General features: G+C 64.5%; 24 protein-coding genes. 18 read left to right on the forward strand and 6 right to left on the reverse strand.

The window, feature by feature from the left end:
• Window positions 1-525: 525 nt before the first annotated feature.
• The 3 genes from BEN49_RS29800 to BEN49_RS20290 all read left to right on the forward strand — a co-directional run bounded on the left by BEN49_RS29800 (window position 526) and on the right by BEN49_RS20290 (window position 6,397).
• The gene (locus tag BEN49_RS29800) at window positions 526-1,812 is read left to right on the forward strand and encodes a DNA/RNA non-specific endonuclease (protein WP_239692033.1); all 1,287 of its coding nucleotides are present in this window, start codon (window positions 526-528) and stop codon (window positions 1,810-1,812) included.
• Between the two features lie 62 nt (window positions 1,813-1,874).
• Entirely contained in the window at window positions 1,875-3,188 is a 1,314-nt protein-coding gene (locus tag BEN49_RS20285) for a hypothetical protein (protein ID WP_125917057.1), read from the forward strand.
• Complete coding sequence (locus tag BEN49_RS20290; RefSeq protein WP_070746247.1) at window positions 3,143-6,397, forward strand: cellulose binding domain-containing protein; 3,255 nt, start codon at window positions 3,143-3,145, stop codon at window positions 6,395-6,397. Before BEN49_RS20285 ends, BEN49_RS20290 begins: the two co-directional genes overlap by 46 nt.
• An 84-nt stretch (window positions 6,398-6,481) precedes the next feature.
• On the opposite strand, the gene BEN49_RS20295 is transcribed toward BEN49_RS20290, so the two are convergent.
• Window positions 6,482-7,195 (reverse strand): GAF domain-containing protein, encoded by a 714-nt coding sequence (locus BEN49_RS20295; protein ID WP_070746248.1) that lies wholly within the window; start codon window positions 7,193-7,195, stop codon window positions 6,482-6,484.
• A gap of 148 nt (window positions 7,196-7,343) precedes the next feature.
• Complete coding sequence (locus BEN49_RS20300; protein WP_070746249.1) at window positions 7,344-7,622, reverse strand: hypothetical protein; 279 nt, start codon at window positions 7,620-7,622, stop codon at window positions 7,344-7,346.
• A gap of 750 nt (window positions 7,623-8,372) precedes the next feature.
• On the opposite strand from BEN49_RS20300, the gene BEN49_RS20305 reads away from it, so the two are divergent.
• Window positions 8,373-9,515, forward strand: a complete 1,143-nt coding sequence (locus tag BEN49_RS20305) for an AI-2E family transporter (RefSeq protein WP_070746250.1) — start codon at window positions 8,373-8,375, stop codon at window positions 9,513-9,515.
• Window positions 9,516-9,521: 6 nt separating this feature from the next.
• On the opposite strand, the gene BEN49_RS20310 is transcribed toward BEN49_RS20305, so the two are convergent.
• The gene (locus BEN49_RS20310; protein WP_070746251.1) at window positions 9,522-9,935 is read right to left on the reverse strand and encodes a hypothetical protein; all 414 of its coding nucleotides are present in this window, start codon (window positions 9,933-9,935) and stop codon (window positions 9,522-9,524) included.
• Between the two features lie 150 nt (window positions 9,936-10,085).
• Between BEN49_RS20310 and BEN49_RS20315 the strand changes: the two genes are divergently transcribed.
• The 10 genes from BEN49_RS20315 to BEN49_RS27210 all read left to right on the forward strand — a co-directional run bounded on the left by BEN49_RS20315 (window position 10,086) and on the right by BEN49_RS27210 (window position 19,106).
• Window positions 10,086-10,442, forward strand: coding sequence for an S-adenosylmethionine decarboxylase family protein (locus BEN49_RS20315; protein WP_070746252.1), 357 nt, complete (start codon window positions 10,086-10,088; stop codon window positions 10,440-10,442).
• The gene (locus BEN49_RS20320) at window positions 10,439-11,752 is read left to right on the forward strand and encodes a DUF4178 domain-containing protein (RefSeq protein ID WP_070746253.1); all 1,314 of its coding nucleotides are present in this window, start codon (window positions 10,439-10,441) and stop codon (window positions 11,750-11,752) included. Before BEN49_RS20315 ends, BEN49_RS20320 begins: the two co-directional genes overlap by 4 nt.
• Before the next feature lie 43 nt (window positions 11,753-11,795).
• Window positions 11,796-11,996 carry a hypothetical protein gene (locus BEN49_RS20325; RefSeq protein ID WP_070746254.1) on the forward strand — a complete coding sequence of 67 codons (201 nt, stop codon included), beginning with the start codon at window positions 11,796-11,798 and terminating at the stop codon, window positions 11,994-11,996.
• A gap of 10 nt (window positions 11,997-12,006) precedes the next feature.
• Window positions 12,007-12,222: a DUF350 domain-containing protein gene (locus tag BEN49_RS20330; protein WP_070746255.1), complete on the forward strand. Its 216-nt coding sequence runs from the start codon at window positions 12,007-12,009 to the stop codon at window positions 12,220-12,222.
• Window positions 12,215-13,783, forward strand: coding sequence for a polyamine aminopropyltransferase (locus BEN49_RS20335; RefSeq protein ID WP_083326293.1), 1,569 nt, complete (start codon window positions 12,215-12,217; stop codon window positions 13,781-13,783). The genes BEN49_RS20330 and BEN49_RS20335 overlap by 8 nt, the downstream gene beginning before the upstream one ends.
• 21 nt (window positions 13,784-13,804) lie before the next feature.
• Window positions 13,805-15,451 (forward strand): glycerol-3-phosphate dehydrogenase/oxidase, encoded by a 1,647-nt coding sequence (locus BEN49_RS20340; RefSeq protein WP_239692034.1) that lies wholly within the window; start codon window positions 13,805-13,807, stop codon window positions 15,449-15,451.
• Window positions 15,452-15,556: 105 nt separating this feature from the next.
• On the forward strand, window positions 15,557-17,089 hold the full coding sequence (glpK, locus tag BEN49_RS20345; RefSeq protein WP_070746256.1) for a glycerol kinase GlpK: 1,533 nt from the start codon (window positions 15,557-15,559) through the stop codon (window positions 17,087-17,089).
• A complete protein-coding gene (locus tag BEN49_RS20350; RefSeq protein WP_070746257.1) occupies window positions 17,086-17,814 on the forward strand; it encodes an MIP/aquaporin family protein in 729 nt (242 codons plus the stop codon). Before glpK ends, BEN49_RS20350 begins: the two co-directional genes overlap by 4 nt.
• A 124-nt stretch (window positions 17,815-17,938) precedes the next feature.
• Window positions 17,939-18,724, forward strand: a complete 786-nt coding sequence (locus BEN49_RS20355; RefSeq protein WP_070746258.1) for an NAD(P)-binding protein — start codon at window positions 17,939-17,941, stop codon at window positions 18,722-18,724.
• 112 nt (window positions 18,725-18,836) lie between these two features.
• Window positions 18,837-19,106, forward strand: coding sequence for a hypothetical protein (locus tag BEN49_RS27210; protein ID WP_125917061.1), 270 nt, complete (start codon window positions 18,837-18,839; stop codon window positions 19,104-19,106).
• 51 nt (window positions 19,107-19,157) lie between these two features.
• On the opposite strand, the gene BEN49_RS25965 is transcribed toward BEN49_RS27210, so the two are convergent.
• Together BEN49_RS25965 and BEN49_RS20365 are read right to left on the reverse strand one after the other, a co-directional pair.
• Window positions 19,158-20,333: an AAA family ATPase gene (locus BEN49_RS25965; protein WP_083326294.1), complete on the reverse strand. Its 1,176-nt coding sequence runs from the start codon at window positions 20,331-20,333 to the stop codon at window positions 19,158-19,160.
• An 87-nt stretch (window positions 20,334-20,420) separates the two neighbouring features.
• Complete coding sequence (locus BEN49_RS20365) at window positions 20,421-21,959, reverse strand: aldehyde dehydrogenase family protein (RefSeq protein WP_070746260.1); 1,539 nt, start codon at window positions 21,957-21,959, stop codon at window positions 20,421-20,423.
• Window positions 21,960-22,220: 261 nt separating this feature from the next.
• Between BEN49_RS20365 and BEN49_RS25970 the strand changes: the two genes are divergently transcribed.
• Window positions 22,221-23,105: an alpha/beta fold hydrolase gene (locus tag BEN49_RS25970; protein WP_083326295.1), complete on the forward strand. Its 885-nt coding sequence runs from the start codon at window positions 22,221-22,223 to the stop codon at window positions 23,103-23,105.
• Here BEN49_RS25970 and BEN49_RS20380 read toward each other — a convergent pair.
• Window positions 23,001-23,795 (reverse strand): energy transducer TonB, encoded by a 795-nt coding sequence (locus BEN49_RS20380; RefSeq protein ID WP_070746263.1) that lies wholly within the window; start codon window positions 23,793-23,795, stop codon window positions 23,001-23,003. The genes BEN49_RS25970 and BEN49_RS20380 overlap by 105 nt on opposite strands.
• A gap of 496 nt (window positions 23,796-24,291) precedes the next feature.
• Here BEN49_RS20380 and BEN49_RS20385 point away from each other — a divergent pair, with 496 nt between their 5' ends.
• The 3 genes from BEN49_RS20385 to BEN49_RS20395 all read left to right on the forward strand — a co-directional run.
• Window positions 24,292-25,146 (forward strand): hypothetical protein, encoded by an 855-nt coding sequence (locus tag BEN49_RS20385; protein WP_239692035.1) that lies wholly within the window; start codon window positions 24,292-24,294, stop codon window positions 25,144-25,146.
• A gap of 142 nt (window positions 25,147-25,288) precedes the next feature.
• Window positions 25,289-25,660 (forward strand): cupin domain-containing protein, encoded by a 372-nt coding sequence (locus tag BEN49_RS20390; protein ID WP_070746264.1) that lies wholly within the window; start codon window positions 25,289-25,291, stop codon window positions 25,658-25,660.
• A 118-nt stretch (window positions 25,661-25,778) separates the two neighbouring features.
• A partial coding sequence (locus BEN49_RS20395) for an SDR family NAD(P)-dependent oxidoreductase (protein WP_125917063.1) occupies window positions 25,779-26,036 on the forward strand: 258 nt, incomplete at its 3' end.

Here is a 26,036-nt window from a genome sequence, read left to right on the forward strand (position 1 = left end):
CGTACAAGCCGCCGCGACACGTTCGCGTAAATCAAGAGAATAGGCTTTCACGCTGGAAAAATAACTCCCGTACTGTACATCATCCTGAGAACCGCTCTAAGAGTTAAGTTGTGGAGAAGATTTTTCATCAATGCTCAGCCTCTTTTTAAGCTTCGGCCCATGATCGTAAATAACGAGCTTGATGAACGCCATAAAATTACTCACAGCCCTCCAATAAACGCCCCACAAAAACGGCCCGGAAAACCTGCGCTTCCGGGCGTTTGGGCACCTACCATTACTCTCCAGTAAACGGACGTGTTTTGGCAGCCAAACCACCCGGCCAACCACCCAATAACACCCTGCGGATAAATAATTGTGCAGAAGTAATATTCACCTAATATCCAGAGTATAATTTTGCTAGTAACTATTGGGACAACTGAGTCCGCTGGCGAAAGTCAGGGCCGGGGCCCCAATTCACTTCTCTGTCTGCACTGGATGAAAAAAAACTTACTACGCCGCAGTAGCCCGCTGCTGTTGCTCTGCCTAATGAGCTTTACCGGGCCGGCGCGCGTGGCGCGTCAGCCGCTGGCCCCGCTGCACGTGGCCGCGGTGGCGCCGGAAACCTTCGAAACTGGCACCAAACCGGATTACCCCACCGGCACCGTGGCCTTTGCCACCGGCAGCTGGACGCTGGCCGACGCCCTGGTGGGCACCGACGCGGCCGACCACAAGAACGGGGCCCAGGCCGTGCGCTTGCAGCAGGCCGGCACGCTCACCATGAACTTCTACCTGCCCAACGGCGCGGCCACCGTGACGGTGCAGCACGCAACCTACGGCACCGACGGCAGCAGCAGCTGGGAGCTGTGGGCGCAGGCCCAGAGCTGCGACTGCGCCAAGTGGACGAAGGTGGGCGCCACGGTGCTCACCACCTCGCCCGTGTTGCAGGCGGCCTCGTTCGTGGTGAACATCCCGGGGCCCGTCAAATTTGAGATTCGCAAGACCTCCGGTGGTCGGGCGCGGCTCGACATCGACGACTTTACTGCGACGGACTTTGGCGTGGCCCCGCCCGCGCTCGACAACAGCAACCTGGCCCTGGGCAATCCAAGTGGGGCCCAGACGGACGTGTCGATGCCCAACAACTACTTGCTGCTCAAGCCACAGTACGCCGTGTCGTACAGCCGCGACCAGGGCAAGCCCAACTGGGTAAGCTGGCACCTGGACCTGTCGGACCGCGGCGGCATTGACCGGCAGGACGATTTCCGGGCCGACCCCACGCTGCCCGCCGAGTGGTACCACGTCACGGAGTTCAGCTACTCGGGCTCGGGCTTCGACCGGGGCCACAACTGCCCCTCGGCCGACCGCACCTCCAGCGTGGAGAACAACTCGGCCACGTTCCTCATGACCAACATGATGCCCCAGGCCCCCCAGAACAACCAGCAAACCTGGGCCAATCTGGAGAACTACACCCGCACGTTCTTGGCCGGTGGCAACGAGGTGTACGTCGTCTGCGGCTCGTACGGGGTGGGCGGCACCGGCTCGGCCGGGGGCCTGACGACGACCCTCGACCAGGGCCGCGTAACGGTGCCCAGCCGCTGCTGGAAGGTGGTGGTGATTCTGCCGGTGGGCGACAACGACGTGGCCCGCGTGAACGCCGGCACCCGCATCATCGCCATCGACACGCCCAACATCAACTCCATTAACACGGACTGGGGCGTGTACCGCACCACCGTGGACGCCATTGAGGCCGCCACGGGCCTGGACCTGCTCTCCAACCTGCCGCTGGAAGTGCAGGCCGCCGTGGAGGCGAAAATTGACGCCGGCCCGGTGAACTAAGCCGGCCTGGGGGCCCTGTTTATTTCTTTCTTCTGGATTTCTCGCGGTTTCGCCGCCTTTATATGTCATTGACTTCTAATTTTTTGCGCCGCCTGCGCCGGGGACTAGCGCTGGCCGCGGCCGGGGCCCTGCCCCTGGCCGCCGGGGCCCAGGCGTTGCTGCCCAGCGCCGCCCCGGTCACCGAAACCTTCGACGGGCTGGGCACGGCCGCCGCCGCGGCGGTGCCCACCGGCTTCCTGCTCTCGGCCGAAGCCGCGCCGAGCTACGGCAGCGCCGCCAACTACGCGGCCACGACCGCGGCCACCACGGGCAACCGATTCACCGCGGGCGGCACCTACAACTTCGGGGCCGATGCGGGCGCAACCGATAGGGCCCTGGGCTTTTTGAACAGCGGCAGCTACAGCTCGCCGCGCCACATTATGCTGGCGGTGCAGAACACCTCGGGCGCGGTGGTGCAGGACCTGGCCGTGCAGTTCGACATCGAGAAGTACCGCTCGGGCAGCCGGGCCTTCGACTGGAAGTTTTACGTGAGCACCAATGGGGTAACGTGGACTGCCCAAACGGCCGGCGACCAGAACTTCCCTGCCGACGCCAACAACACCGTTTATTCCTACCCGCCGCTCACCACCGCCAAGCAAGTGGCCCTCACCGGCCTCAACCTGGCCGCCGGCGCCACCTACTACTTGCGCTGGAGCGACGTGGGCACCGGCGGCAGCACCAATGGCCAAGGACTAGCCCTCGACAACCTCGTGCTGACGCCCACGCTGGGCACCGGGGCCGGCACGCCCACGGCCAGCATCGCCACCGGCACGGCAGCCTACGGCAGCCCCTACTGCCTGAGCAGCGCCGCCGGTAGCCCAAGCTTCGCGGTGGCTTATTCCGCCACCGGCTTTGCGGCGGGCGCCACGTTTAAGGCGCAGCTTTCGAGTGCGGCGGGCGTGTTTCCAGCCAATGCCACGGAGGGCATCATTGGCAGCGGCACCGCTTCGCCGCTGGCGGCCACTTTGCCGGCGGGCACGCCCAGCGGCAATGGCTACCGCATCCGGGTGGTGAGCGACGCACCGCTCACCTTCGGCACCGACAACGGCCAGAACCTGACCATCAGCCTGGCCCCGGCCACCAACCCGGTGTCGGTGACGCCCACGGGGCCCCAGTCGGTGACGACGACCGGCGCGGGCGCGACCCTCACGGCCTTGGCTGGGCCCCCTCGGCCTTTGCCTGGTATTACGGCACGGCGGCGGCGGGGCCTTACACCACGCCACTGGCGGGCGCCACGGCGGCCACTTACCAAGTTAGCGGCGCCGGTTTTCCGGCCGCGGGCACCTACTACGTGGTGGCCCAGGCCACCTCTGTCTGCGGCGCCGTGGTGGGCCTGAGCGCCCCCGTGGCGGTGACCGTGACGGCCCCGGTGGTGGTCACGAAACCCTCGCTGACGGCCTCGCTCGCTACGCTCCCCGACTTCGGTAGTGCCGCCAGCGGTGCGGCTAGCCTTTCCAAAAGCTTTACCCTGAGCGGCGCCAACCTTACCGGCCCGGTGACGGTGACGCCCGCGGCGGGCTTCGAGATTCGCGTGGGGGTCCAGGCCTTTGCGTGCTGCGCCATTCAGTTGACGCCCGTGGATGGCGCGGTGAATGCCACGGTGGACGTGCGCTTCGTGCCCACGGCGGCGCAGGCCTACGCGGCCAGCCTTGCCGTGACGGGCCCCGGCGTACCGGCTCTGGCCGTAGCGGTGAGCGGCACCGGCATTGCGCCGGTGTACCCGGCCTCGGTGAGCAGCGTGGCCGTGACGGCCGTTGCGCCCACTACCGCCACGGCCGGCGGCACTGTAGACGCCGACGGCGGCAGCGCCGTAACGGCCCGGGGCGTGGTGTGGAGCAGAACCGCTAACCCCACCCTCACGGCTACCAAAACCACCGACGGCGCGGGCCCCGGCAACTTCGCCAGCGCCCTCACCGGCCTGCTGCCCGGCACCGCCTACTTCGTGCGGGCCTACGCCACCAACGCCGCGGGCACAGCCTACGGCGACGAGCTGACCTTCACCACCACCACCATCCCGCTGGCCGCTGAGCCCACCGCCTCGGCCACCCTCACGGCCAGCGCCGTGACCAGCAACTCGCTGCAACTCACCGTGGCGGGCGGCAACGGGGCCAAGCGGCTCATCTTGGCCCACCTCACTACTGCCGTAGATGCTGCGCCGGTTGACGCGACGACCTACGCCGCCGACCCCGCCTTTGGCGCGGGGGCCCAAATCGGTACCGGCAACTACGTGGTGTACAGCGGCACCGGCACCGGCGTGACCGTGACCGGCCTGCGGGCCGGCAACACCTACACGTTCGCCGTGTTTGAGTACAACGACAACGACACGCCCTTCGCCGAGAACTACCGCACCGCCGCGCCCGGCACGCTGGCCCAGGCCACGGCGGCCGCCTCGGCCGCGCTGCTGCTCGAAGAAAACTTCGCCTACCCCGCCGGGGCCCTGCTGACGAATAACGACTGGACGGCCCACAGTGGCTCCGGCACCAACGCCGTGGGCGTGGTGGCCCCCGGCCTAAGCTACGCCGGCTACGGCGCCAGCGGCATCGGCAACGCGGCGGCCCTGGTGGCCAGCGGCGAAGACGTGAGCCGCGGCTTTGCGCCCGTGGCACCCCGCACGCCGGTGTACGCCTCGTACCTCGTGAACATGGCCAGCGCCACCACGGCCGGCGACTACTACTTCCACCTGGGCCCCGCACCGCTGGGCACCACCTTCCGCAGCCGGGTGTTTGTGCGCCGCAACGCCGCCACCGGCAAGGTGCAGTTCGGCATCAGCGGCAGCGCGGCGGCCACGTATGGCACCACCGACTACGACCTGAACACGACCTACCTGCTGGTGGTGAAGTACAGCTTCGACGAAACCGGCAACCTGTCGCAGCTCTTCGTGAACCCGCCCGCCGGCGCCGAGCCGGCTGCGGCCGACGTGAGCGCGGCCGAAGCCGCTACTACTTCGCCGACCAACATCGGCACGGTGGCCCTGCGCCAGGGCGCCAACTCGCCCAACCTGGTGGTGGACGGCCTGCGCGTCGGTACTTCCTACCAGGTGGTGCGCGGGAGCTCTGCTTGCACGGCCCCGGTCATCAAGGCGCCGGTGGTGCCAGTGGCCACCGCCCAGGCCGGCCTGAATGGGGCTTCGGTAGCCTTCGCGGCCACGGCCACGGGGGCCCCAGTGCTCACGTATTCCATCACGACGAACGGGACGACCACGGCCATTACCTCGCCCTACGTGTTCCCGGTGGGCACCACGGTGGTGACGGCCACGGCCACCAACGACTGCGGCACCACCTCGCTGCCCTTCTCCGTGACGGTGCAGAGCCCGACGGTGGTGAGTGTGCTGCACCAGAACGCCGACTACCTGCCCAACGACGACACGGTGCGCCCCAACCTCGACCTGGTGAACAACGGTCCCGCGGCCATTCCTTACAAGGAGCTGACCGTGCGCTACTGGCTGACGCCGGAGGACTTTGCGCCCATCCTCACGTCGGTGGACTACGCCCAGCTCGGTACCAGCGACGTGAAGATGCGCTACGTGCCCCTGGCCCAACCCGTGCAGGGCGCCTTCGGCTACGTGGAATACAGCTTCACCTCACCCAATAGCCTCCCCGCCGGGGGCCGCTCCGGCCAGATCCGCTCGCGCATCTACAAGCAAACCCGCACGCGCTTCGACCAGACGGACGACTACTCCTACACCACCAGCCGCACCTACGCCCCGAACGACCACCTGACCGTGTACCGCAACGGCGTCCTCATCGGGGGCGCGGAGCCGGCTCCGGTGGCCCCGGTCACAAGCTTACAAGTGCTGTCGCAAACCCAGACCACAGTGCTCTCGACCCAGACCATCAGCACCTACGTGCAGCTGCGCAACGTGGGCAACCAGCCCGTGCCGTACCAGGACCTGGCCGTGCGCTACTGGTTCACCCCGGAAAGCGCGGCGGCCCTGAAGTCGTCCGTGGATTACGCGGTGCTGGGCAGCAGCAACGTGAAGGTCACCTTTGGCACGTCCGGCACCGAAACATATGCCGAAATTCGGTTCGCCCCTGCTCTGGGCAGCCTTATGCCGCGCAGCACCACCGGCAATGTGCAGTACCGCATCTACAAGGATGACCGGTCGTTCTTCAACCAAGCCAACGACTTCTCCTTCCTGCCGTTCAGCCGCCAGTTTGCCGCCAACGACCACCTGAGCGTGTACCAGCAGGGCCACCTCGTGTACGGCCAGGAGCCGGCCGGGGCCGCCGGAGCCAGTGCCGCCATGAGCCGGGGGCCCCAGGCCGCCGCTGCCGACGCGCCCGCCGGGGCGCAGGCCGTGCGCAGCTACCCCAACCCCTTCACGGGCAGCACCACGCTCGCCTTTGCCCTGGCGCAAGGTGCCGCGTACCAGCTCGATGTGTACGACGGCACCGGCCGCCTGGTGCAGCACCTGGCCGCCGGCCAGGCCGGCGCCGGTGAGCTGATCCGCACCGAGTGGCAGGCCACCGGCCTGGCCCCGGGCCTGTACCTGGCCCGCCTCACCACTGGCGGCACCGTGCAGAACCTCAAGCTAATCAAGCAATAGGCTGCACTGCCGCCGCCGAACTGGCCACCAAAAAAGCCGGGCCCCGTGTGGGGTCCGGCTTTTTTATTTGCGGCGCGGCAGCCCCTATTGCTGGTACTCGGCCAGTACCCGGCGCAGGTCGTTCAGGCGCCGCGCCACGGGCTCGAGCACGGCTTCGGGCACGGGCACTTGTGTGTTGTAGCGGGCGAGGAGGTAACGCACCAGGGCCCCCAGGGCAACAAGCTCTTCCACCACCTGGCCGCGCACGGCCTGCCAGCGCGGCTCGCCCAAGCCGCTGCGCGTGAGGCAGTAGTGGCGCACGGCGATGGTTTGGCCCACCAGCTGGGCCACTTGGTCGAGCACCTGCTGCTCATCGGTGCTGAAGGTGCGCGGGGCGCGGTCAATCACGCACAGCGTGCCAATGTTGCGCTGGTCGGGCATGCGCAGCGGGGCCCCCGCGTAGAACCGCAGGCCCTTGGCCCGGGCGGCCGCATCGGCCGCGGCCGTCAGGCGCAGGGCCTCGTCGCTGGCCAGGTCGGTGATTACCAAGGCTTTGTTCTCGCGCACCACCAGTGAACAAATGGCTTCGACGCGCGGCTGCCGCAGCAGGCCTGGCACACCGTAGCTGGCGTGGTAGTACACCTCGTTTTCATCGACGAGGGCGATGAGGGAAATGGGCAAGCTAAAAATGTGCGCCGTCAAGTCCACGAACTCGTCGAACACCGACTCGTGCAGCGAGTGCACAATGTCGTAGTGGCGCAGGGTGCGCAGGCGTTCAGCGTCGTCGGGGGGCAGGAGCGCGGCAGGAATCTGTATCATAGGAGGTAGGGATAGGATGAGTGGCATCTACTACCACCGCAAGCAAAGTTATTATATTATATATTTATTTTAACTCTTATATGGGTCGCAACGAGCTATTTATTAGCACTCGGCGGGCATTTCGCCCAAAGGAATGGGCATTGCCTTTTCAGCCCGCCGCGGCGCGGCCCTGCCACTCCCGCGATGCGTACTGGGCACCTACCGCAATGCAGGCAAACGTGGTGGGCCCCACCTCGGCGTAGCTGCCGTCGTCGGCCACCAGGTAATAGCACGGGTTGTCGATGTTGCGGGGCCCGGCGGTGGCCACCGGGGCTGGTTTTTCAGCCACGCGCTTGGCCACCAGGGGTGGCACCGGGGCCCATTCGCGCCAGTAGATGTAGTAGCTTATGAGGGCGCTGCACAGCAGGAAAATCAGCAGGATTTTCATCGGGGCAAGTCAACAAATCGTGTTTGAGGGCGCCCGGCGCCCGCCGCAATATGCAGCACTTCATCCCGATTACGTAACCCCCCGACGCCCCTTGGGTTGGGCACCCAGGGGGCCCCAGCGCCCCAAAACCATTGGCCCCGCCGTACGGGCCCCACCACATCCTGCCGGAAAGTACTCAAACCGTTGGGGAACCAGCAAACGGCCCCGCGGCTGCATAACAATACTTTTTTAAGTAAGTTATTAATAGAGAGATAGTTGATAAAATTCTTATCCTGTTTGCCGAGCCGCGCCCAGTGGTACACCTAGGCCCCTGCCATTATCGTGGCCTGGTAGGCGGGGCTGCTACTGCCCATCTTAAAAAACTTATAAATAATTATGTCCCTCCCAAATATTTTTTTCCTCTCCCCGTACAAAATTTCCGCTTCACAATTTTTTGCTCTTTTATCTTTTTTAGCTCCTATGCACTGCGAGGGGCAAAAGCGCCCGCACCCACTAGGTTGCCCGGCCGCGCCGGACGACCAAAACCCCGCCCGGCTGGTTAGCCCATGGCCTCAAAAAAATGCAGTACTGGCCGCTGCAAAAGCGGCCCCCGCCGGCCCGACCGGATGCTCCCGGAGGACGCCGCGCACGCACCGCTCAGGGGCCCAGGCCTCCCCGGGGAAGGGGCCAACCAGGTTTATAAAAAATCACTTTCAACCGCTTTCCACCGGCAGCCGTAGACGCGCACCAACCATCCGGTTTCCCTGCGCTATGCCCGACGATCCCAAAGAACTGCAATTCCCGCTCTACGTGAAGGCGCCGCTGGTGCTGCTGGGCCTGGCGTTGGTGGTGCTCACGCTGCACATCGCCTCAGAGCTCATTTTCCCGATTTTCTTCGCGGTCATTTTTGCCATCATGCTGCACCCCGTCGAGCAGTGGCTGCTGCGGCGCAAGGTGCCGCCGCTGCTGGCCATTGCCCTCACGGTGGTGCTGGGCGTGGCGGCACTGCTGGCGCTGCTCTACTTTATTTACCTGGAGGCCACGCAGCTATCGGGGCAGCTGCCCCTTTTCAAGGCCAAGTTCTTCCACACGGCCCAGGTGGTGGAGCAGTGGCTAAACGCGCGCTTCGGCATCACGAACCAGAAGCTGATGGGCTACCTCAACGAGGTGGGCGGCCGGGCGGCGGGCCTGGCTGGGGGCACGCTCACGGCCGTGTCGGCGCTACTGGTGGCGGCCACGCTGTTGCCGGTGTACATCTTTTTACTGTTTCTGTACCAAAAGCGGCTGGTAACGTTCCTCACCCAGGTGTTTTCGGGGCGCAACGCGGGCACCGGCGTGGCCGAGGTGCTGCACGAGAGCAAAGCCGCCATCCAGAGCTACATGATTGGCCTGCTCATCGAGGGCAGCATTGTGGCTGTGCTCAACGTGGGGGCCCTGTTCGCGCTGGGCATCCCCTACGCGCTGCTGCTGGGCGTGCTGGGGGCCCTGCTCAACTTCATCCCGTACGTGGGCGGGCTGGCGGCCATTTTACTGCCGGTGCTCATGGCCTTCGTCACGAAGGACGGCCTGGGCTACCCAGCGGGCGTGGTGGCGGTGTACGTGGTCATCCAGTTCATTGACAACCACTTTCTTATCCCGCGCATCGTGGCTTCCAAAATCAAGGTCAACGCCCTGGTGGCCATTGTGGGAGTGCTGGTGGGCAACGCCGTGGGCGGGGTGGCGGGCATGTTTCTGGCCCTGCCAGTCATTGCCATCCTGAAGATTATTTTCGACCGCATCGAGTCGCTCCGCCCCTGGGGCCTGCTGCTCGGCGACGAGGAAGCCACCGAGAAGCTTACCGCCGACGGCGCTGCCCCGCGGCGGCGGCCCTTGCTGCGCAACGGTGCCACGCGCCCAGCCGCCGTCACTGGGTAGAGGTTCTCAGGGCGTCACGCTTGCCAGCCAGGTTTCGGCTGCTGCCACGCTAGAAAACCGCTTGAACGCGAATTCCTTAGGAGCAGCCGTCACCACCGATTCGGTGGAGAGGCGGTGCACCGGGTCGGCGCCTTCCACGATGCCGCAGTGGCGGGTGCGGGCCTGGGCCATGGCCCGCGGAATCCAGTTTTGGACGAGCCACTGCTGGGCCGCGGGCAGTAAAGGAGCACGCTGTCCGTGGTCGGACAGAATTTTGCGGGCCCCGGTGGTAAGCAGCACCGCCAGCACTTTTTCGTAGTACGCCTGCACCACGTCGAGCGACACGCGGCCGGGGCCCCAGGCCAGGCGCACGTGGCCAGCGGGATGGTAATAGAGCTGGCCCGCGGTGTTAGCAAATGATAATATTTCTTGATCAAGCATTAACGAAACCATAATACAGGGAGGAATAATGTAATATAAACGTGGAATGGGTTAAAGATAGGGGCTCCGGCGGCGCATTACCAAATGGTACTTGCTTGCTGCCCCGCGGCTGCCCCTATCTTGCGGGCCGCAACCCCGCTTTCCTTCGCCATGCCCGCCTACCTGCCCGGCCTGCACATCTTGGCCACCTTTGGGGCCCCTGCCTCGGCCCTGCGCGACGCGGCAGCCTGCCGCGCGTTCTTCGACGAGCAAATCCGGCGCTTTGGGCTGGAGAAGGTGGGCGAAACCTACCACGCCTTTCCGGCCGACGGTGGCTTCACGGCGGTGCTGGCCCTCACCGAATCGCACCTGAGCCTGCACACTTGGCCCGAGCACGGCCTGGCCACGTTCGACGTGTTTCTGTCGAATTTTCGGCGCGACAACTCGGCTACGGTGCGGGGGATTTACGCGGCCACGCTGGCCTTTTTTGAGGGTACCGAGCAGGCCAAAACCGAGGTGTGCCGATGAGCGAGCCCGCCCAACCCGCCGCGCCGTCGGCCCAGCTCACCTGCCCCGACTGCCAGCAAAGCATCACGTACTACGATGTAGAAGGCAGCGAATACTACGCTTGCCCGCACTGCCACAGCTACTTCCGGTACCGCGGCGAGGGGCCCCCAAAAATATTTGGCAAGTACCAAAAGGTGCCCGCCGGCCTGGGCCTGCTGCCCGTGGGCACGCCGGGCACCCTGGCCGGGCGTGCCTGCCGGGTGGTGGGCGTGGTGGAACGCGCCGAACTGGGTCGTAACGGCCGCACCCAGTACCACTGGCTGGAGTACCAAATCTACCAGCCGACCACCAACGATTATGCTCAATTAGCGCAGTTCAATGGACATTGGACGGTAATCCGGCCAGCTAAGTGCACCTACGATGTGCAGGCCCCCAACACCCGGCGCGCCTTTGTGCAACAACCCGACGCGACGTACCGGCTCTACAACCGTTACCAGGGCCGCGTGCTATTTGCCGAGGGCGAATTCGATTGGGACATCGAGGGCGACGACCACTTGCGGCTGGTAGAGTTCATTTGCCCGCCCGTGATGCTGGTGCAGGAGCGTAACAAAGACCAGAACAAGTGGTACCGGGCCGAACACATCGAGCCGGCTGCCGTGGCCGCAGCCTTTGGCTTGAGCCGTACCAGCCTACCGCACCGCCAAGGCGTGGGCGCAGTGCAGCCCGACCCCATCGACACCAGGTGGTCGGGCCTGCGTAACGTAACCCTGCTGGCGCTGATACTGCTTTTTGCTGTGCAGTTCGGCGTCAAGCGCTCCAGCAAAGTTCTATTCACCGATACCTTGCACGTGGTGGCTGATGCGAGCGGCACGCCGGGCACCGGCAAGGTCATCGTGTCGCCATCGTTCACCGTCGGCCAGCAGGGGCCTCTGGAAATCGACCTTACCACCACCGTCAGCAACCAGTGGCTGGAGCTGCCCGTGAGCCTGATAAACGAGCAAACCGGCCAAGGTTTTGAGTTCACCAAAAACATCGAGTTTTACCACGGCGTGGAAGACGGCGAAAGCTGGAGCGAAGGCGGCCGCGACGCCGACGCGGTGCTCTCGCGGGTGCCGGCCGGGCGCTACCACCTCAACTTTTATCCCTTCAGCGAGGCGGGCCCCGCCGCCCCCGACATTGCGGTGACGGTGACGGCCGACCCGCCGCTGTGGTCGAATTTTCTGCTGGCATTGGTCACAATACTCGTGTTTCCCGCTTTTCAGTTGTGGCGCAGCTCTGACCACGAAGCCCGCCGCTGGAGCGAAAGCGACTATGGGCCCACCAGCGGCTGAACGCCCCCGACAAATCCTCTTTAAGCCTTTTCAACGCCTCGTTTTGTTCGACTTTTTATCCGATTTGCGCCCCGTGCGCTACTACGCGCTGCTGCTCCTCTTGCCGCTGGGCTGGTACGTGTGGGGCACGGCCACCGGCACGCGCCTGCTCGGCGACGACAACGAAAGTACCGAAAACCTGGGGGCCCCGGGCACCCGCGGCGGCCACGGCTCGGCGGGCCGGGGCCTGTACTTCCACAAATAACGCATTGGCCATGAACCTCCTCCAATACCATCCGCTGCTGGCGTCCGTCATTTACTCCGTGGTAGGCATCGCCATTTTGGTGGTCAGCTTCTTCCTGTTCGACAAGCTGACGCCGGGCACCCTGCGCAAGGAAATCCTGGAAGACCAGAACGTGGCCCTGGCCATTCTGGGCGCCGCGTTTATGCTGTCGGTGGCCCTCATCATCAGCGCCGCCGTGCATGGCTGAGTTGCTCGACGAACCCGCACCAGTAGCTGCTGCGGGGGCCCCGGCGGCCGACGCCCGGCTGCCCGGCTTGCTGCTGGTAGCGGTGGCCGTGATTGCTACCTGCGGGCTGATTTATGAGCTGATTGCCGGCACGTTGGCCTCGTACCTGCTCGGCGATTCGGTGACGCAGTTTTCGACCATCATCGGGGCCTACCTATTTGCGATGGGCATCGGCTCGTGGCTGTCGAAGTTCCTCGACGGGCCCCTGCTGAAGTGGTTTATTCGGCTCGAAATCCTGGTCGGCCTCGTGGGCGGGTGCATGGCGCCGTTGCTGTTCTTGCTCTTCGAGTACGTCAACTCGTTCCGGCTGCTGCTGTATGCGCTGGTGGGCCTCACGGGCGTGCTGGTGGGGCTGGAAATCCCGCTGCTGATGCGCATTCTGGAGCACCGCTTCCCGTTTAAAGACCTGGTAGCGCGGGTGTTCACCTTCGATTACGTGGGGGCCCTGCTGGCCTCGCTCATCTTCCCGCTGGTGCTGGTGCCGCACCTGGGGCTCATCCGCACCTCGCTCCTGTTCGGGGCCCTTAACCTGGTGGTGGCCGGCGTGGTGCTGGCCCGCTTTTCGGAAACGCGGCCTTACCGGCGGCAGTTTGCGGGGGGCATCGCGGCGGCGCTGGCGGGGCTGGGCACCCTGTTTTATTTCGCCAACGACTTGCTGGCCCACACCGAAACCCTGGCGTTTCAGGACCAGGTGATTTACTCGAAATCAACGCCTTACCAGCGCATCGTCCTCACCCGCAACCCGCGCGAGCTGCGCCTGTTCCTCAACGGCAACCTCCAGTTCAGCTCGCTCGACGAGTATCGCTACCACGAGGCCCTGGTGCACCCGCTGATGCAGGCCCTGCCCCGCGCCCGCCGCGTGCTGGTGCTGGGCGGCGGCGACGGCCTAGCCGTGCGCGAGCTGCTGAAGTACAAGCAGTTAACCAGCATCCGCTTGGTGGACCTCGACCCGGGCATGACGCGCCTGTTCCGCCACAGCCCGCTGCTGCTGGCGCTGAACAAGGGGGCCCTGAACGACCCCAAGGTGCAGGTCGTCAGCGCCGACGCTTACCAGTGGGTGCGGGCCGACACCGCGCGCTACGACGCCGTCATCGTCGATTTCCCCGACCCTTCGAACTACTCCATCGGCAAGCTGTACTCGGCCGCGTTCTACACGGCCCTGACCCAGCGGCTGGCCCCCGGCGGGCGGCTGGTGGTGCAGAGCACCTCGCCGTATTTGGCGCGGCAGTCGTTTTGGTGCGTGGCGCATACGCTGCAAGCCGCTGGCCTGCACGTGGTTCCGTACCACCTCTACGTGCCCTCGTTTGGCGAGTGGGGCTACGTGCTGGCGGGCCCCGACGCCCAGTGGCGCGGCGACGCGGGGCCCCTGCCGGCGGGCCTGCGCTACGTCACGGCCGGCACCATCCACGACATGCTGCGCTTCCCGCCCGATATGGCCGAAGTGCCCACGGAGGTTAACCAGCTGAACAACCAAGCGTTAGTGCGCTACTTCGAGGAAGACTGGGGGCCCTACGTGCACTAAGCGGCCATCCAAATGGTCGAAATGGCCGAAGATTTTGTTGCCAAGCACATGGAAAGCAAAACGAAGGCAGCAGACTTTGCGCGGGCAACGCTCGTGGCCCAGCTGGCCGCGCAGCCGGTTTGGGATTTGATTGTGATTGGCGGCGGGGCCACGGGCCTGGGCGTGGCCTTGGATGGCCTCAGCCGGGGCTACAAAACCTTGTTGCTGGAGCAGGACGACTACGCCAAGGGCACTTCGAGCCGCAGCACCAAGCTGGTGCACGGCGGCGTGCGCTACCTGGCCCAGGGCGACATCGGCCTGGTGCGGGAGGCGCTGTACGAGCGCGGGCTGCTCCTGAAAAACGCGCCCCACCTCGTCAAGAACCAGGATTTCATCATCCCGAACTACGAGTGGTGGGGCGGCGCGTTCTACACGATTGGGCTGACGCTGTACGACTGGCTGGCCGGCAAACTCAGCCTGGGGCCCTCGGTGCACCTGAGCAAGGCCGAAACGCTACAGCGGCTCGGCAACCTGCGGGCCGCCGGGCTGCGGGGCGGCGTGCTGTACCACGACGGGCAGTTCGACGACGCCCGCCTGGCCATCAACCTGGCCCAGACGGCCGTGGAGCTGGGCGGCACCTTGCTCAACCACTTTGGCGTGCACGGCTTGCTGAAAGACGACAGCGGCAACCTGGCGGGCGTGCGCGCCACCGACCAGGAAACCGGCCGCTCGTATGAACTGCACGCCCGGGCAGTGGTGAACGCCACCGGCATTTTCGTGGACGAGGTGCTGCAAATGGACACGCCCGGGGCCCCCAAGCTGGTGCGGCCCAGCCAGGGCGTGCACCTCGTGCTCGACAAATCGTTTTTGCCAGGCAACGACGCGCTGATGATTCCAAAAACCGACGACGGGCGCGTGCTCTTCGCCGTGCCCTGGCACGGGCGCGTGGTGCTGGGCACCACGGATACGCCGCTGGACGAGTACAGCGCCGAGCCCCAGGCGCTCGAAGAAGAGATTGACTTCATCCTGCGCACGGCCGCGCGCTACCTCACCCGGGCCCCCAAACGCAGCGACGCGCTGAGCGTGTTTGCGGGCCTGCGGCCATTAGCAGCGCCGCAAAACGGCTCGGCGAAGACCAAGGAAATCTCGCGCAGCCACAAAATCCTGGTGTCGGCGGCGGGCCTGATTACCATCACGGGCGGCAAGTGGACGACCTACCGCCGCATGGGCCAGGACACAGTAGACAAGGCCATTGCCTTGGGCAAATTGCCAGCGGCGGCCAGCCAAACCGCCCGCCTCGCCATTCACGGGGCCCTGCCCACCCCCGACCGGAGCAGCCACCTCTACGTGTACGGCAGCGACCAACCCGCCCTGCGCGCCCTGATTGCGCAGGACCCGGCCCTGGGCGAAAAGCTGGACGACGCGCTGGAATTCGTAAAGGCCGAGGTGGTGTGGGCGGCGCGCTGCGAAATGGCCCGCACCGTGGAAGACGTGCTGGCCCGCCGGGTGCGGGTGCTGTTCCTGGACGCCGCCGCTGCCCTCCGCATGGCGCCCGCGGTGGCCGCGCTACTGGCCCAGGAGCTGGGCCACGACGCCGCCTGGCAGCGGCAGCAAGTGGCGGCGTTTGCCGCCGTGGCCCAGTATTATTTGCTGCAAGCGCAGCCTGCGCCGCTCGCCGCGCCGGCGTAAACGGGCCGCGCGTGGGGGCCCCGGCGACGCGGGGCGCGGCGTGTGCTTCATTTGCTGCTGCTAACCTTGTTTCCTTCTCCTATTCCCACCCACTCCCGGCCGCCCATGCAGCAGTATATCCTTGCCCTCGACCAGGGCACGACCAGTTCCCGCGCCATCTTGTTCGACCAAAAGGGGCACGTCGTGGCGCAGGCCCAGAAGGAGTTTACCCAAATTTTCCCAAAGCCGGGCTGGGTGGAGCACGACCCGCTGGAAATCTGGTCGACGCAGGCGGGGGTGGCGGCCGAAGCCACGGTGAAGGCTGGCCAAAATGGCAAGAGCATCGCGGCCATCGGCATCACCAACCAGCGCGAAACCGTGGTGGTGTGGAACCGCAAAACGGGCAAGCCGGTCTACAACGCCATCGTGTGGCAAGACCGGCGCACGGCCGAATACTGCGACCAACTGCGCGCCGAGGGGCACGAGGACTTCATCCGCGGCAAAACGGGTCTGGTGCTCGACGCCTACTTCTCGGCCAGCAAGGTGCGCTGGATTTTGGATAACGTGGCGGGGGCCCGCCAGCAGGCCGAGGCCGGCGAGCTGGCCTTCGGCACCGTGGACAGCTGGCTGGTGTGGAACTTCACGCAGGGCGAGCTGCACGTAACGGACGTATCGAACGCCTCGCGCACGATGCTGTTCAACATCCACACGCTGGCCTGGGACGACGAGCTGCTGGCCCTGTTCGACATTCCACGGGCTATGCTGCCCGCGGTGCGGCAATCGAGCGAGGTGTACGGCACGACCAAAACCACGCTTTTTGCCAGCAAAATTCCGATTGCCGGCATCGCCGGCGACCAGCAGGCGGCCCTGTTTGGGCAGCAGTGCACGGCGCCCGGCATGGTGAAAAGCACCTACGGCACCGGCTGCTTCCTGCTGATGAACATCGGCGCCACGCCCCGGGCTTCGCAGCACAACCTGCTGACCACCATTGCCTGGCAAATTGATGGCCAAGTGTGCTACGCCCTGGAAGGCAGCATTTTCATTGCCGGCGCGGTGGTGCAGTGGCTGCGCGACAACCTAGGCCTGGTCAAAACGTCGGCCGAAATTGAGCAGCTGGCCCAGCAAGTCAGCAGTACCGACGGCGTGTACTTCGTGCCGGCCTTCGCCGGGCTGGGGGCCCCGTACTGGGACCCGTACGCGCGGGGCACCCTCTTCGGCGTGTCGCGGGCCACGAAGGCGGCCCACATTGCCCGCGCCGCCCTGGAAGCCATTGCCTACCAAACCATGGACGTGCTCCGGGCAATGGAAGCCGACGCGGGCCTGACCATCGCCGAGCTGCGCGTGGACGGCGGCGCCACGGTGAACGAGCTGCTGATGCAGTTCCAGGCCGACGTGCTGAACGCCAAAGTAGTGCGCCCCAAAATGGCCGAAGCCACGGCCCTCGGGGCGGCCTACCTCGCCGGCCTGGCGGTGGGCTACTGGCAGAACGCAGCCGAAATCAAAGCCTTAGCGCAGGCCGACAGCACCTACGCGCCCACGGCTGACCGCGCTAGCCTCGATGCCGGCATTGCCGAGTGGAACCGCGCCGTGCACGCCCTGCAAGTGTGGGCCCAGGCCCCCCGGGCAGTGGCTGCCACCGACAAAACGGCCACCGCATGAGCCCCTTTACAGCGGAATTCGTCGGCACCGCGGTGCTGATGTTGTTGGGCAACGGCGTGGTGGCCAACGTGGTGCTGGCCGATACCAAAGGCCACAACAGCGGCTGGATGGTGATTACCACGGCCTGGGCCTTGGCCGTGTACGTGGGGGTGGTCATCGCCGGGCCGGTCAGCGGCGCCCACCTCAACCCGGCCGTGACGCTGGGGCTGGCCCTGGCGGGCAAGTTTGCGTGGGCCCTGGTGGGGCCCTACGTGCTGGCGCAAATGCTGGGCAGCGCGCTGGGCGCGGCGCTGGTGTGGGTGCTTTACAAGGACCACTTCGACCGCACCCCGGCGCCGGGCCTCAAGCTGGCCGTGTTCTGCACTGGCCCGGCCATCCGCAACCACCAGCGCAACCTGGCCAGCGAAGTGGTGGGCACGCTGGTGCTGGTCCTCACCGTTTTGCACATCGCCGGGGCCGAGGTCACGGCCACGCACGCGGCCATCGGGCTGGGCTCGGTGGGCGCGCTGCCGGTGGCGCTGCTGGTGTGGGTGGTGGGGCTGGGGCTGGGCGGCACCACCGGCTACGCCATCAACCCCGCCCGCGACCTGGCCCCGCGCCTGGTGCACGCCCTGCTGCCAATCCGCGGCAAGGGCTCCAGCGAGTGGTCCTACGCCTGGATTCCGGTGCTGGGGCCCCTGGCCGGCGCGGCGCTGGCAGCGGCCCTGTACTTGTGGCTGCGCTAGCCACGGGGCGGGTTCGAGCGGCTTAGCTGTGGGCGCCGGCTGGCCTTATTTGAGCCTCTCGTTGTTAGTTTGCAGGCCCAGATTGCCAACGAGTGCGGCAACCTATCATTAAGACTTACGCCCAGTGAAGCGCCCTTTTTCTACCCCGACGGGCCTCAGCCGGCGCGCGTTTCTGGTGCGCAGCGGGGCGGCGCTGTCAGGGGCCGCGCTGGTGGGGCCCCTGCTGCCGAGCTGCGCACCGGCCGCGGCCGATTTGTCGCACATCCAGGGCCAACTGCTGGGGCCCAACGCCGCCGCCGGCCACCTGCTGCGCGACCCCAGCAAGATTCCCGCGCCCACTCGCACCATCAATACCGATGTGCTCATCATCGGCGGGGGCGTGGCGGGGCTCTCGGCGCGACGCTGGCTGCACCGCCACGGCTTGACGGACACGCTATTGGTAGAGCTGGACGGCCACGCTGGCGGCAATGCCGCGGCGGGCCACAACCCCACCTCGGCCTACCCTTGGGGGGCCCACTACCTGCCCGTGCCCGACGTGCGCAACCGCGAACTGCTCGATTTCTTGCAGGAAACTGGCACGCTCTCCGGCTACGCGCCCAGCGGCTTGCCCATCTACAACGACTACCACCTGTGCGCCGCGCCCGACGAGCGCCTCAGCATCCGCGGGCACTGGCAGGACGGGCTGGTGCCAGCCGTGGGCATTTCGGCCGACGAGCAAGCCCAAACGGCACGGTTTTTCCAGCTGATTGAGCGCCTAAAAACGGCGGTAGGTAGCGACGGGCGCGACGCCTTCCGCATCCCGCTTGATGCGTCGTCGGCGACGAAACCTATCGGCAGCTCGACCAGATTTCCTTCGCCGACTACCTCACGCAAGAAGGCTACTCGGCCGCGCCGCTGCGCTGGTACCTGAACTACGCCTGCCGCGACGACTACGGGGCCCCGGCGGCGCAGGTATCGGCCTGGGCCGGGCTGCACTACTTCGCCTGCCGCAAGGGCCGCGCCCACAACGCCACCGGTGCGACGTGCTGACCTGGCCCGAGGGCAACTACTTCTTAGCCGAGCACCTGCGCCGCCAGGCTCCTGCCCCGCTGCAAACCAACACGCTGGCCTACGACCTGCGCGAAACCGCTACCGGCGTCGAAGTCCTTACTTACAACACTGCTGCCCGCCAGAGCACCCGCGTGCGGGCGCGGCGCGTGTTGCTGGGTCAAAAACTGCCTCTGCTACTTGGCGCACAAAGCCCTCACCGGGTGGGTCTTCAAAGTAAGAAACAGATTCAGGGTGGACGGTGATGCACCCTTTTTGGCGGCAATGATCGAAATATTTTTCTAACGCTTCCCGCATTACGCCACCTGTTTCTTCAGCCGCAGCAGCTTACGAAAACTATCCGAAATATCTCCCGAAACCGCATCTAGCTCGTTGCCACCAATAAGGTGCGTCCGGTCGTCGGTAATCGGTTTCACCGTGCCATCGGCTACGTAATAAGCGGCAAACTCATCGGGATTTAGCCAACAAGCTTTAGGCACGATGGCTGCAATCTCGTCTTCTAAATCGGGCCGTAGTTGAGCCACTTTGTAGGCTTCTAGCAACAGGTTACAACTGGAAAGAATGTATGGGCTATGTGTAGTTATCGTTAGATCGTTTTCGTTTTCGTTCTGTGTACATTTCTCTATTAACCAGTTTAATAGGCCTTGTTGCGCAGCTGGGTAGAGATTTAATTCTGGCTCTTCAATAATAAAACTATGAGGTTTTACTTTGCTTCGTAACCGTGATGCATCATTTATGACTAGCATCATTGGCACAACAGCTTGGACTCCGCTAGCACTACTACCTAATGTAAATGTATTATTAATGCCTAATGAAATACGGGCTTGTTCATCGATGATTTCGTAAGTTATATTATTTAAGAAAGGAATTTTAAGAGGATTGTGTGCAAGATTATTTTTTGCGATTTGAAAATCATTTAAAAAAAATAAAAGCGCCTCAGGAAGTGCAATATCCTTAATTGTTAATCCCGCAATGCTATTGTCGACAGACGCTGCAAAACTTCTATCGGCAGGAATATATTCAACTATAACGCTATCATCCACAAGAGACGAAATTGCAAGTTGTGCTTGAAAAGCAGGTATTGAATCAAAAGCAATTTTTAATCCTCCAAGTCTTTGTTGAATATAATTGTAAATATCATGCCTAGCTATAGCTAGTTCACTTTGCTTCCTATTATCGTGTTCTAAACCATTCTTACTATATGAAGCATTTCCTTTTTGCGATATCCACTCTGCATTTCCATTCTCTTTTATAAAGTCAAGGATAAGAAAGCTATTCAGTAGCTCTTCAAATGCCTTGGTTTTGTCGTTGCGTATTCCACTTGACCAATAACTGTTACGAAACACCGCCGCCAATTTTGCCAGCGTGCTCTTCCCCCCACCAGTAGGCCCAATAAAAACCGTCACCCGCTTGAAATCAACGGTAGCGTTATCAATTGGCCCAAAGTTTTTGACAATCAGTTGCTCGTTCATCGCCGGTAGGAATTAGGATAGGGCCAAAAATAGCACGCGGCGGCCCCGTTGTCGGAGCCGCCGCGTGGGTAACCGTTTTGCGCGCCGCTAGATTTTCTCGGGCAGCAGCGTGGCGTCGGGGTAGTTGCCGAGCACGGGGGCCTTGCCCTGCGTGACGGCCTCCACCAGTAGGGCCCCGCCCACGAAGGCGCCTTTCCACGATTCGCCCAGGCCGCCGAACACCTCGGCCCGGTCGCCGCGCGAGCGCAGGCCGTTCACGCCCACCTTAAAGGCGCGGATTTCCTTGGCCGTGCGGGCGGCCCAGGCCGCGTCGTCCGACACAATGGCGGCCACCAGGGCCCCGTTCGAGATGTTCATCTCGCCCACCAACTCCTCCACGCGGTCCACCAGCACCACGCTGTCGATGGGGCCGAAGGGCTCCTTGTAGTACAGCTCGCTCTGGCGGGGCAGGCCCACCAGGGCCCGGGGGGCGCGGTAGGCGCTACGGTCCTGGCCGGGCAGGAACAGGCTGTCGTCGAGCTTGCCATCGTAGAGGGGCGTGGCGCCGGTCTGCAACGCGTTGGTGTAGAGGCGGTCCAGGTCTTCGGCCTGGCGGGCGTTGATGACCGGGCCGAAGGCCAGCTCGGGCAATTTGTCGTCGGGGCCGTCCACCAGGGTAGGGTTGCCCACCTTCAAGCCCTTGATGACGCCGAGGTAGGTTTCGAGGAACTGCGGAAACAGGCGGCGCTCCACCACGAAGCGCACGTAGGCCGTGCAGCGCTGCTTGCCGTAGTCGTAGCCCTTGCGCAAGTGCTGCGCCAGGGCGTCCCAGTCCGAGAAATTCCAGAGGCCGTAGGTGTTCACGCCCTCCATTTCGAGCATGTAGCGCTTGTGCTGCTGGGCCAGGGCGTCGGCGATGTTGCGGCCGTTGTAGCGCCCGCCCACGAAGCTCAGCGCGTCGATGCGCGGGTCCTGCACCAGCACCTCGCTCAGCTCGCCGCCGGGGCCGCTCACCAGCGTCACGGGCAGGCCGCAGCGGCGGGCCACGGCAAAGGCCAGGCTCAGGGAAATGAAGCCGCCGTCGGTGGGCGTCTTGGCAATCACGGCGTTGCCGGCCAGGGCCTGCACCAGCACCGCGTGAAACAGCACCGAGAACGGGTAGTTCCACGAGGCAATGTTGCTTACCAAGCCCAGCGGCTGGCGGCCTTGCAGCATGGGCTCGATGTTCTCCACGTACCACTGGGCCCCGTCGATGCAGCGGTCGATGTCGGTGAAGCCCGTGGCGTAAGTTTTGCCAATTTCCCACATCAGCAGCTTGCCGATGAGGTCGGCCAGGGGCCGCAGCTGGGCCAGGCAATCCTGCACACGGCGCTGGCGGTCGGCCAGGCTGGTGGCGCTCCAGGCGGCGGCTTCGGCCTTGGCGGCCACCACGGCGCGCAGGGCCACGTCGTGCGTGAGCATGGGCAGGCTGCCCAATTCTGAGCCGTCGATGGCCGAGTGAAAGGCGCGGGGCTGGCCGGGCTCCTGCCAGCGGCCTTCGAGCAAGTTGAGAAAGTGCCCGTCCTGGTCGAAGATTTCGGGCGCGTGCTGCTTGACTTGTTGCAGCAGGAAGCTGAATTCAACCTGTGGCGAAACGATTTTGGGCATGGTGTTTTGGAGAAATGGAACGATGTACTACCGCGGAAGGTAAGGGATGGTTTTGAGCCAAAAAAGCCGGTCCCGGGCCCCGGTGGACCGGCCAACGCGCCGCCGCCTGCCGCCGGTGGCCCCAATACGCCCGGCAGGGCCCCAGCAACGTTTGCGCACGTATTATTTCTAACCCGCGCCCGCGGGGCCGTTTTTAGGGCCCCCAAGTACTGGTCACCGGTCCTAAAGGGCGGCCCGGGCCCGGCGGTTACATTTGCCGCCATGGCTGCACCCCTTACCACTGCCCCCACGCTCGTTTTCCTGCACGGCTTTGCCGAAAGCCGCGAAGTGTGGACCGATTTCACCCGCTCGTTTCCGGCCGGCTACCGGCTGCTGGCCCCCAACCTGCCCGGCCACGGCACCAATAGGGCCCCCGTGCCCGATTTCAGCATGGAAGCTCAGGCCCGCTACGTGGCCCAGTACCTCACCGACAAGGGCGCCGCCGACCCCGTGCTGCTCGTGGCCCACAGCATGGGCGGCTACGTGGCCCTGGCCCTGGCCGAGCGCTACCCCAGCCGCGTGGCCGGCCTCGCCCTCATCAACTCCACGGCCCTGCCCGACACCGACGAGAAGCGCCAGAACCGCGAGAAGAACATCGGCTTCGTGGAGCGCCACGGCGTGGAGAAGTTCATGGACAGCTTCGTGCGCCCACTCTTCGCGCCCGCCAACCGCGACCGGCTGGTGGAAGCCCGCGAGCTGCTCGAAGAGATTGGCAAGGCCACGCCGGCCACCACCTTCGCCGGGGCCCTGCGCGGCATGGCCGCCCGCCCGACCGCACCGCTGTGCTGGCCCGCGCCGCCTTCCCAGTGCTGCTGGTGGCCGGCAAGCACGACGTGGCCGTGCCCTTCGACGACTCGGTGCGCCAGGCCGCGCTGCCCGCCACCGCCGCCGCCCTGTTTTTGGAAGGCAGCGGCCACCTGGCCTACCTGGAGCAGCCCGAGGAAACCCGCCGCGCCGTGCTGGCCCTGGCCGCCGCCGTGTTCGAGGAGTAGCGCCGGGGCCCTATTGCATTCTGAAGGTAACCGGCAGCACGTAGTACACGCGCACCGGTTGGCCGCGCAGCAGCGCCGGTGCAGTGGCGGCCGGCAGCGTTTGCGCCACCCGTAGCACCTCGGCGTCGAGGGCGCTACCCGCGGTGCCCACAATACTCAGGTGTTCGATGGCACCGCTTTCGGCCACCTCAAAGTAAGCCAGCACCTGGCCTTGCTGTCGGCTCCGCATGGCGTCGACGGGGTAGATGGTTTGCATCTGGATATAAGTGGTCAGGCCCATCTGCGGTGAAGCCAGTCGCGCCTGCACGGCTGGGCTTTGCATGGACCGTTCCAGAACGGGGTTGCGCTGGGTATGCAGCGCAGCTATCAGACTGGGAAACACCGGTTCCTGGTCAGCATAATTGTAAGGCTGGGCTGCCGCGGCAGTGGTGAAATCCAGCGTTAGCATCGCTCGGAAGCTTTGGTTGGGCCCATCCGATTGCCAGTTGGGCATGTGGGCCCGCAGGTAGCTTTGGGCAGCGGCAGCGGCGGCCAGCAACTCTTTACTGACCGGCCTTGGCGGCTGCACCAGCCGCAAGCTTTCGGCCTGTTGGGGGGCGGCCAGCTTAAACTCCAGAGCCACCCGGCCCGTGGGGGCGGTTCCGGCCTGCCGGGTGGCGCGGTACACGAGGGCTCGCAGCGAATCGGGCCCGCCCGGAAACCGAGGCCCTGCGTAGGCGGCGGCCGGAACGGCGGTTTGGGCACGCGCTGGGGCCCCGGCTAGTAGCAGAGTGGCGGCAACAATTCCAAGAAGCAGGTTTTTCATGCGGGGTAGCCAGGGAAACTGGAGCCGCAAGCTACGTGGCCTGGCGGGCCCGGCCAGCCCCCACGCCACGGCCGGCAACGCCCGGTTCCCCGTTGGCCTGGGACCTTTGGGTCGTCAGCACCAACCCCGAACCCTACCCGGATGGCGGGTTGAAACAGGGCCCTTGCCGCTGCGGTATGGGGCCCCACGGGTTCTGGTGCATTGCGCTACTGAGGGCCTCATCGCCGCTTTATAATACGGAGTGCCGGTGGAGTTGCCCGGGCTAGCACCGCGGCATGGGCGCTGCCAGATGCTGGTGCTCCGGCTTCGACAAAACAAATAGATAATATCAGATTATTAAGTGCTTACGACGTAGTTGATGGGCTTCAGGCCGGCCGGGCTGTTTGCGTTCGGGCTCAAAAAAGCCCGTTGCTCCGGCCGCCGGCCCGTATCTTTGCGGCCGATTTATCCACCGCCGGGCCGAGTTGAGGAGTTGCGGCGCTTACCTGTTTTATTGATGAAATTCCGCTACTTATTAGCCGCCTTGTTGTTGGGCGGCACCCAAACCGTGTGGGCCCAAACCGACGTGCCGGCCACCCCCGCCCCGGCCACCACGGCCAACACGCCCACCACCATTCTGCCGCCCAGCGCCAAGCACCGCGGCAGCTTTTACTTCAGCTGGGGCTACAACCGCGACTGGTATTCGCGCTCCGACATCCGGTTCCAGAACCAGAAAACGGACAACTACGACTTCACCTTCGTGAACGCCCACGCCAGCGACCACCCCAGCATGAGCGACTTCTGGAAGTTCAAGTCCCTGACCATTCCGCAGTACGACGCCACACTGGGCTACCTGTTCAACGACAAGCACGACCTGGGCATCGAGGTGAGCTGGAACCACTTGAAGTACGTGGTCGACGACGACCAGATCATCCACGTGCGCGGCAACATCCGCGGCCGCTACATCGACAAAGACACGCTGGTAACGCCCGACTTCGTGCACCTCCAGCACACCAACGGCAACAACTACCTGATGGTGAACCTGGTGAAGCGCCAGAAGCTGATCGTGGGCAAGCACTTGCAGCTCAGCGCCATCGGCAAAATTGGTGGAGGCCCCATGATTTCTTACACCATCTCCACCGTTTTCGGCAGCCACCAGGAAGGCCCCTTCCGCTACCACGGCTGGGTGGTGGGCACCAGCGCCGGCCTGAAGCTTGACATCTACAAGTACTTTTTCTTGCAAGGCGACGTGCAGGGCGCCTTTGCCGACTACACCAGTACCAAGGTGGGGGCTGACCTTATGGGCAACGTCACGCACGTCTTCACCTCGGCGCAGGCCATCTACGCCTTCGGTTTCAACGTGCCGCTGTGAGTCATTTAACATTTAGCATTTAACAGGCATTCCTGCCCGAGGGCAACGGAATATTTGCCCTACTTTCGGCCCGTCGCCCCTTGCCATTCGGTAGGGAGTTGCGGGCCGCTTCGTTGCCCATCCACCCACCCACCCACTGCCCATGACCACCACCGACCAAGTTACTTTTTACCGCTGGGACGACATGCCCGAGGAGCGCATGACGGACTTGATTTCGCGCCGCTTCATCACCGGCGACAAAACGATGCTCGCCCACGTGTACCTCAAAAAGGGGGCCCTGGTGCCCAAGCACCACCACGAAAACGAGCAGATTACCTACATCCTCGAAGGGGCCCTGCGCTTCCACCTCGGCGACGACCAGGCCCAAGAAATCATCGTGCGGGCCGGCGAGGTGCTCCACATCCCGTCCAACGTGCCCCACTCGGCCGAGGCCCTGGAAGACACGCTCGACGTGGACATTTTCAGCCCGCCCCGCCAGGACTGGATCGACAAAACCGACGCCTATCTCCGCTAATTAATCAGTTGTCAGTTGCTCGTTGCCAGTTATTAGGGCGTGGGTAAACCAATAATTGGCAACCTAATAACTGGTAGCAAGCAACTGACAATTGACAACGAATAACTGACAACTAAAAATGGACTTAGGCTTAAAAGGGAAAGTTGCGCTGGTGGCCGCCGCCAGCAAGGGCCTAGGCCGCGCCGTGGCCGAGGAGTTGGCCGCCGAGGGCGCTTCGCTGGTCATCTGCGCCCGGGGCGAGGCGGAATTGCGCGCCACGGCTGCCGCCATCGAAGCCGCCAGCGGCGGGCCGGTGCTGGCCGTGCCCGCCGACCTGGCCGCGCCCGGGGCCCCGCCGCGGTGGTGGCCGCCGCGCTGGCTAGCTTCGGCCGCGTGG

This window comes from Hymenobacter coccineus (assembly GCF_001816125.1).
Lineage (GTDB): Bacteria > Bacteroidota > Bacteroidia > Cytophagales > Hymenobacteraceae > Hymenobacter > Hymenobacter coccineus.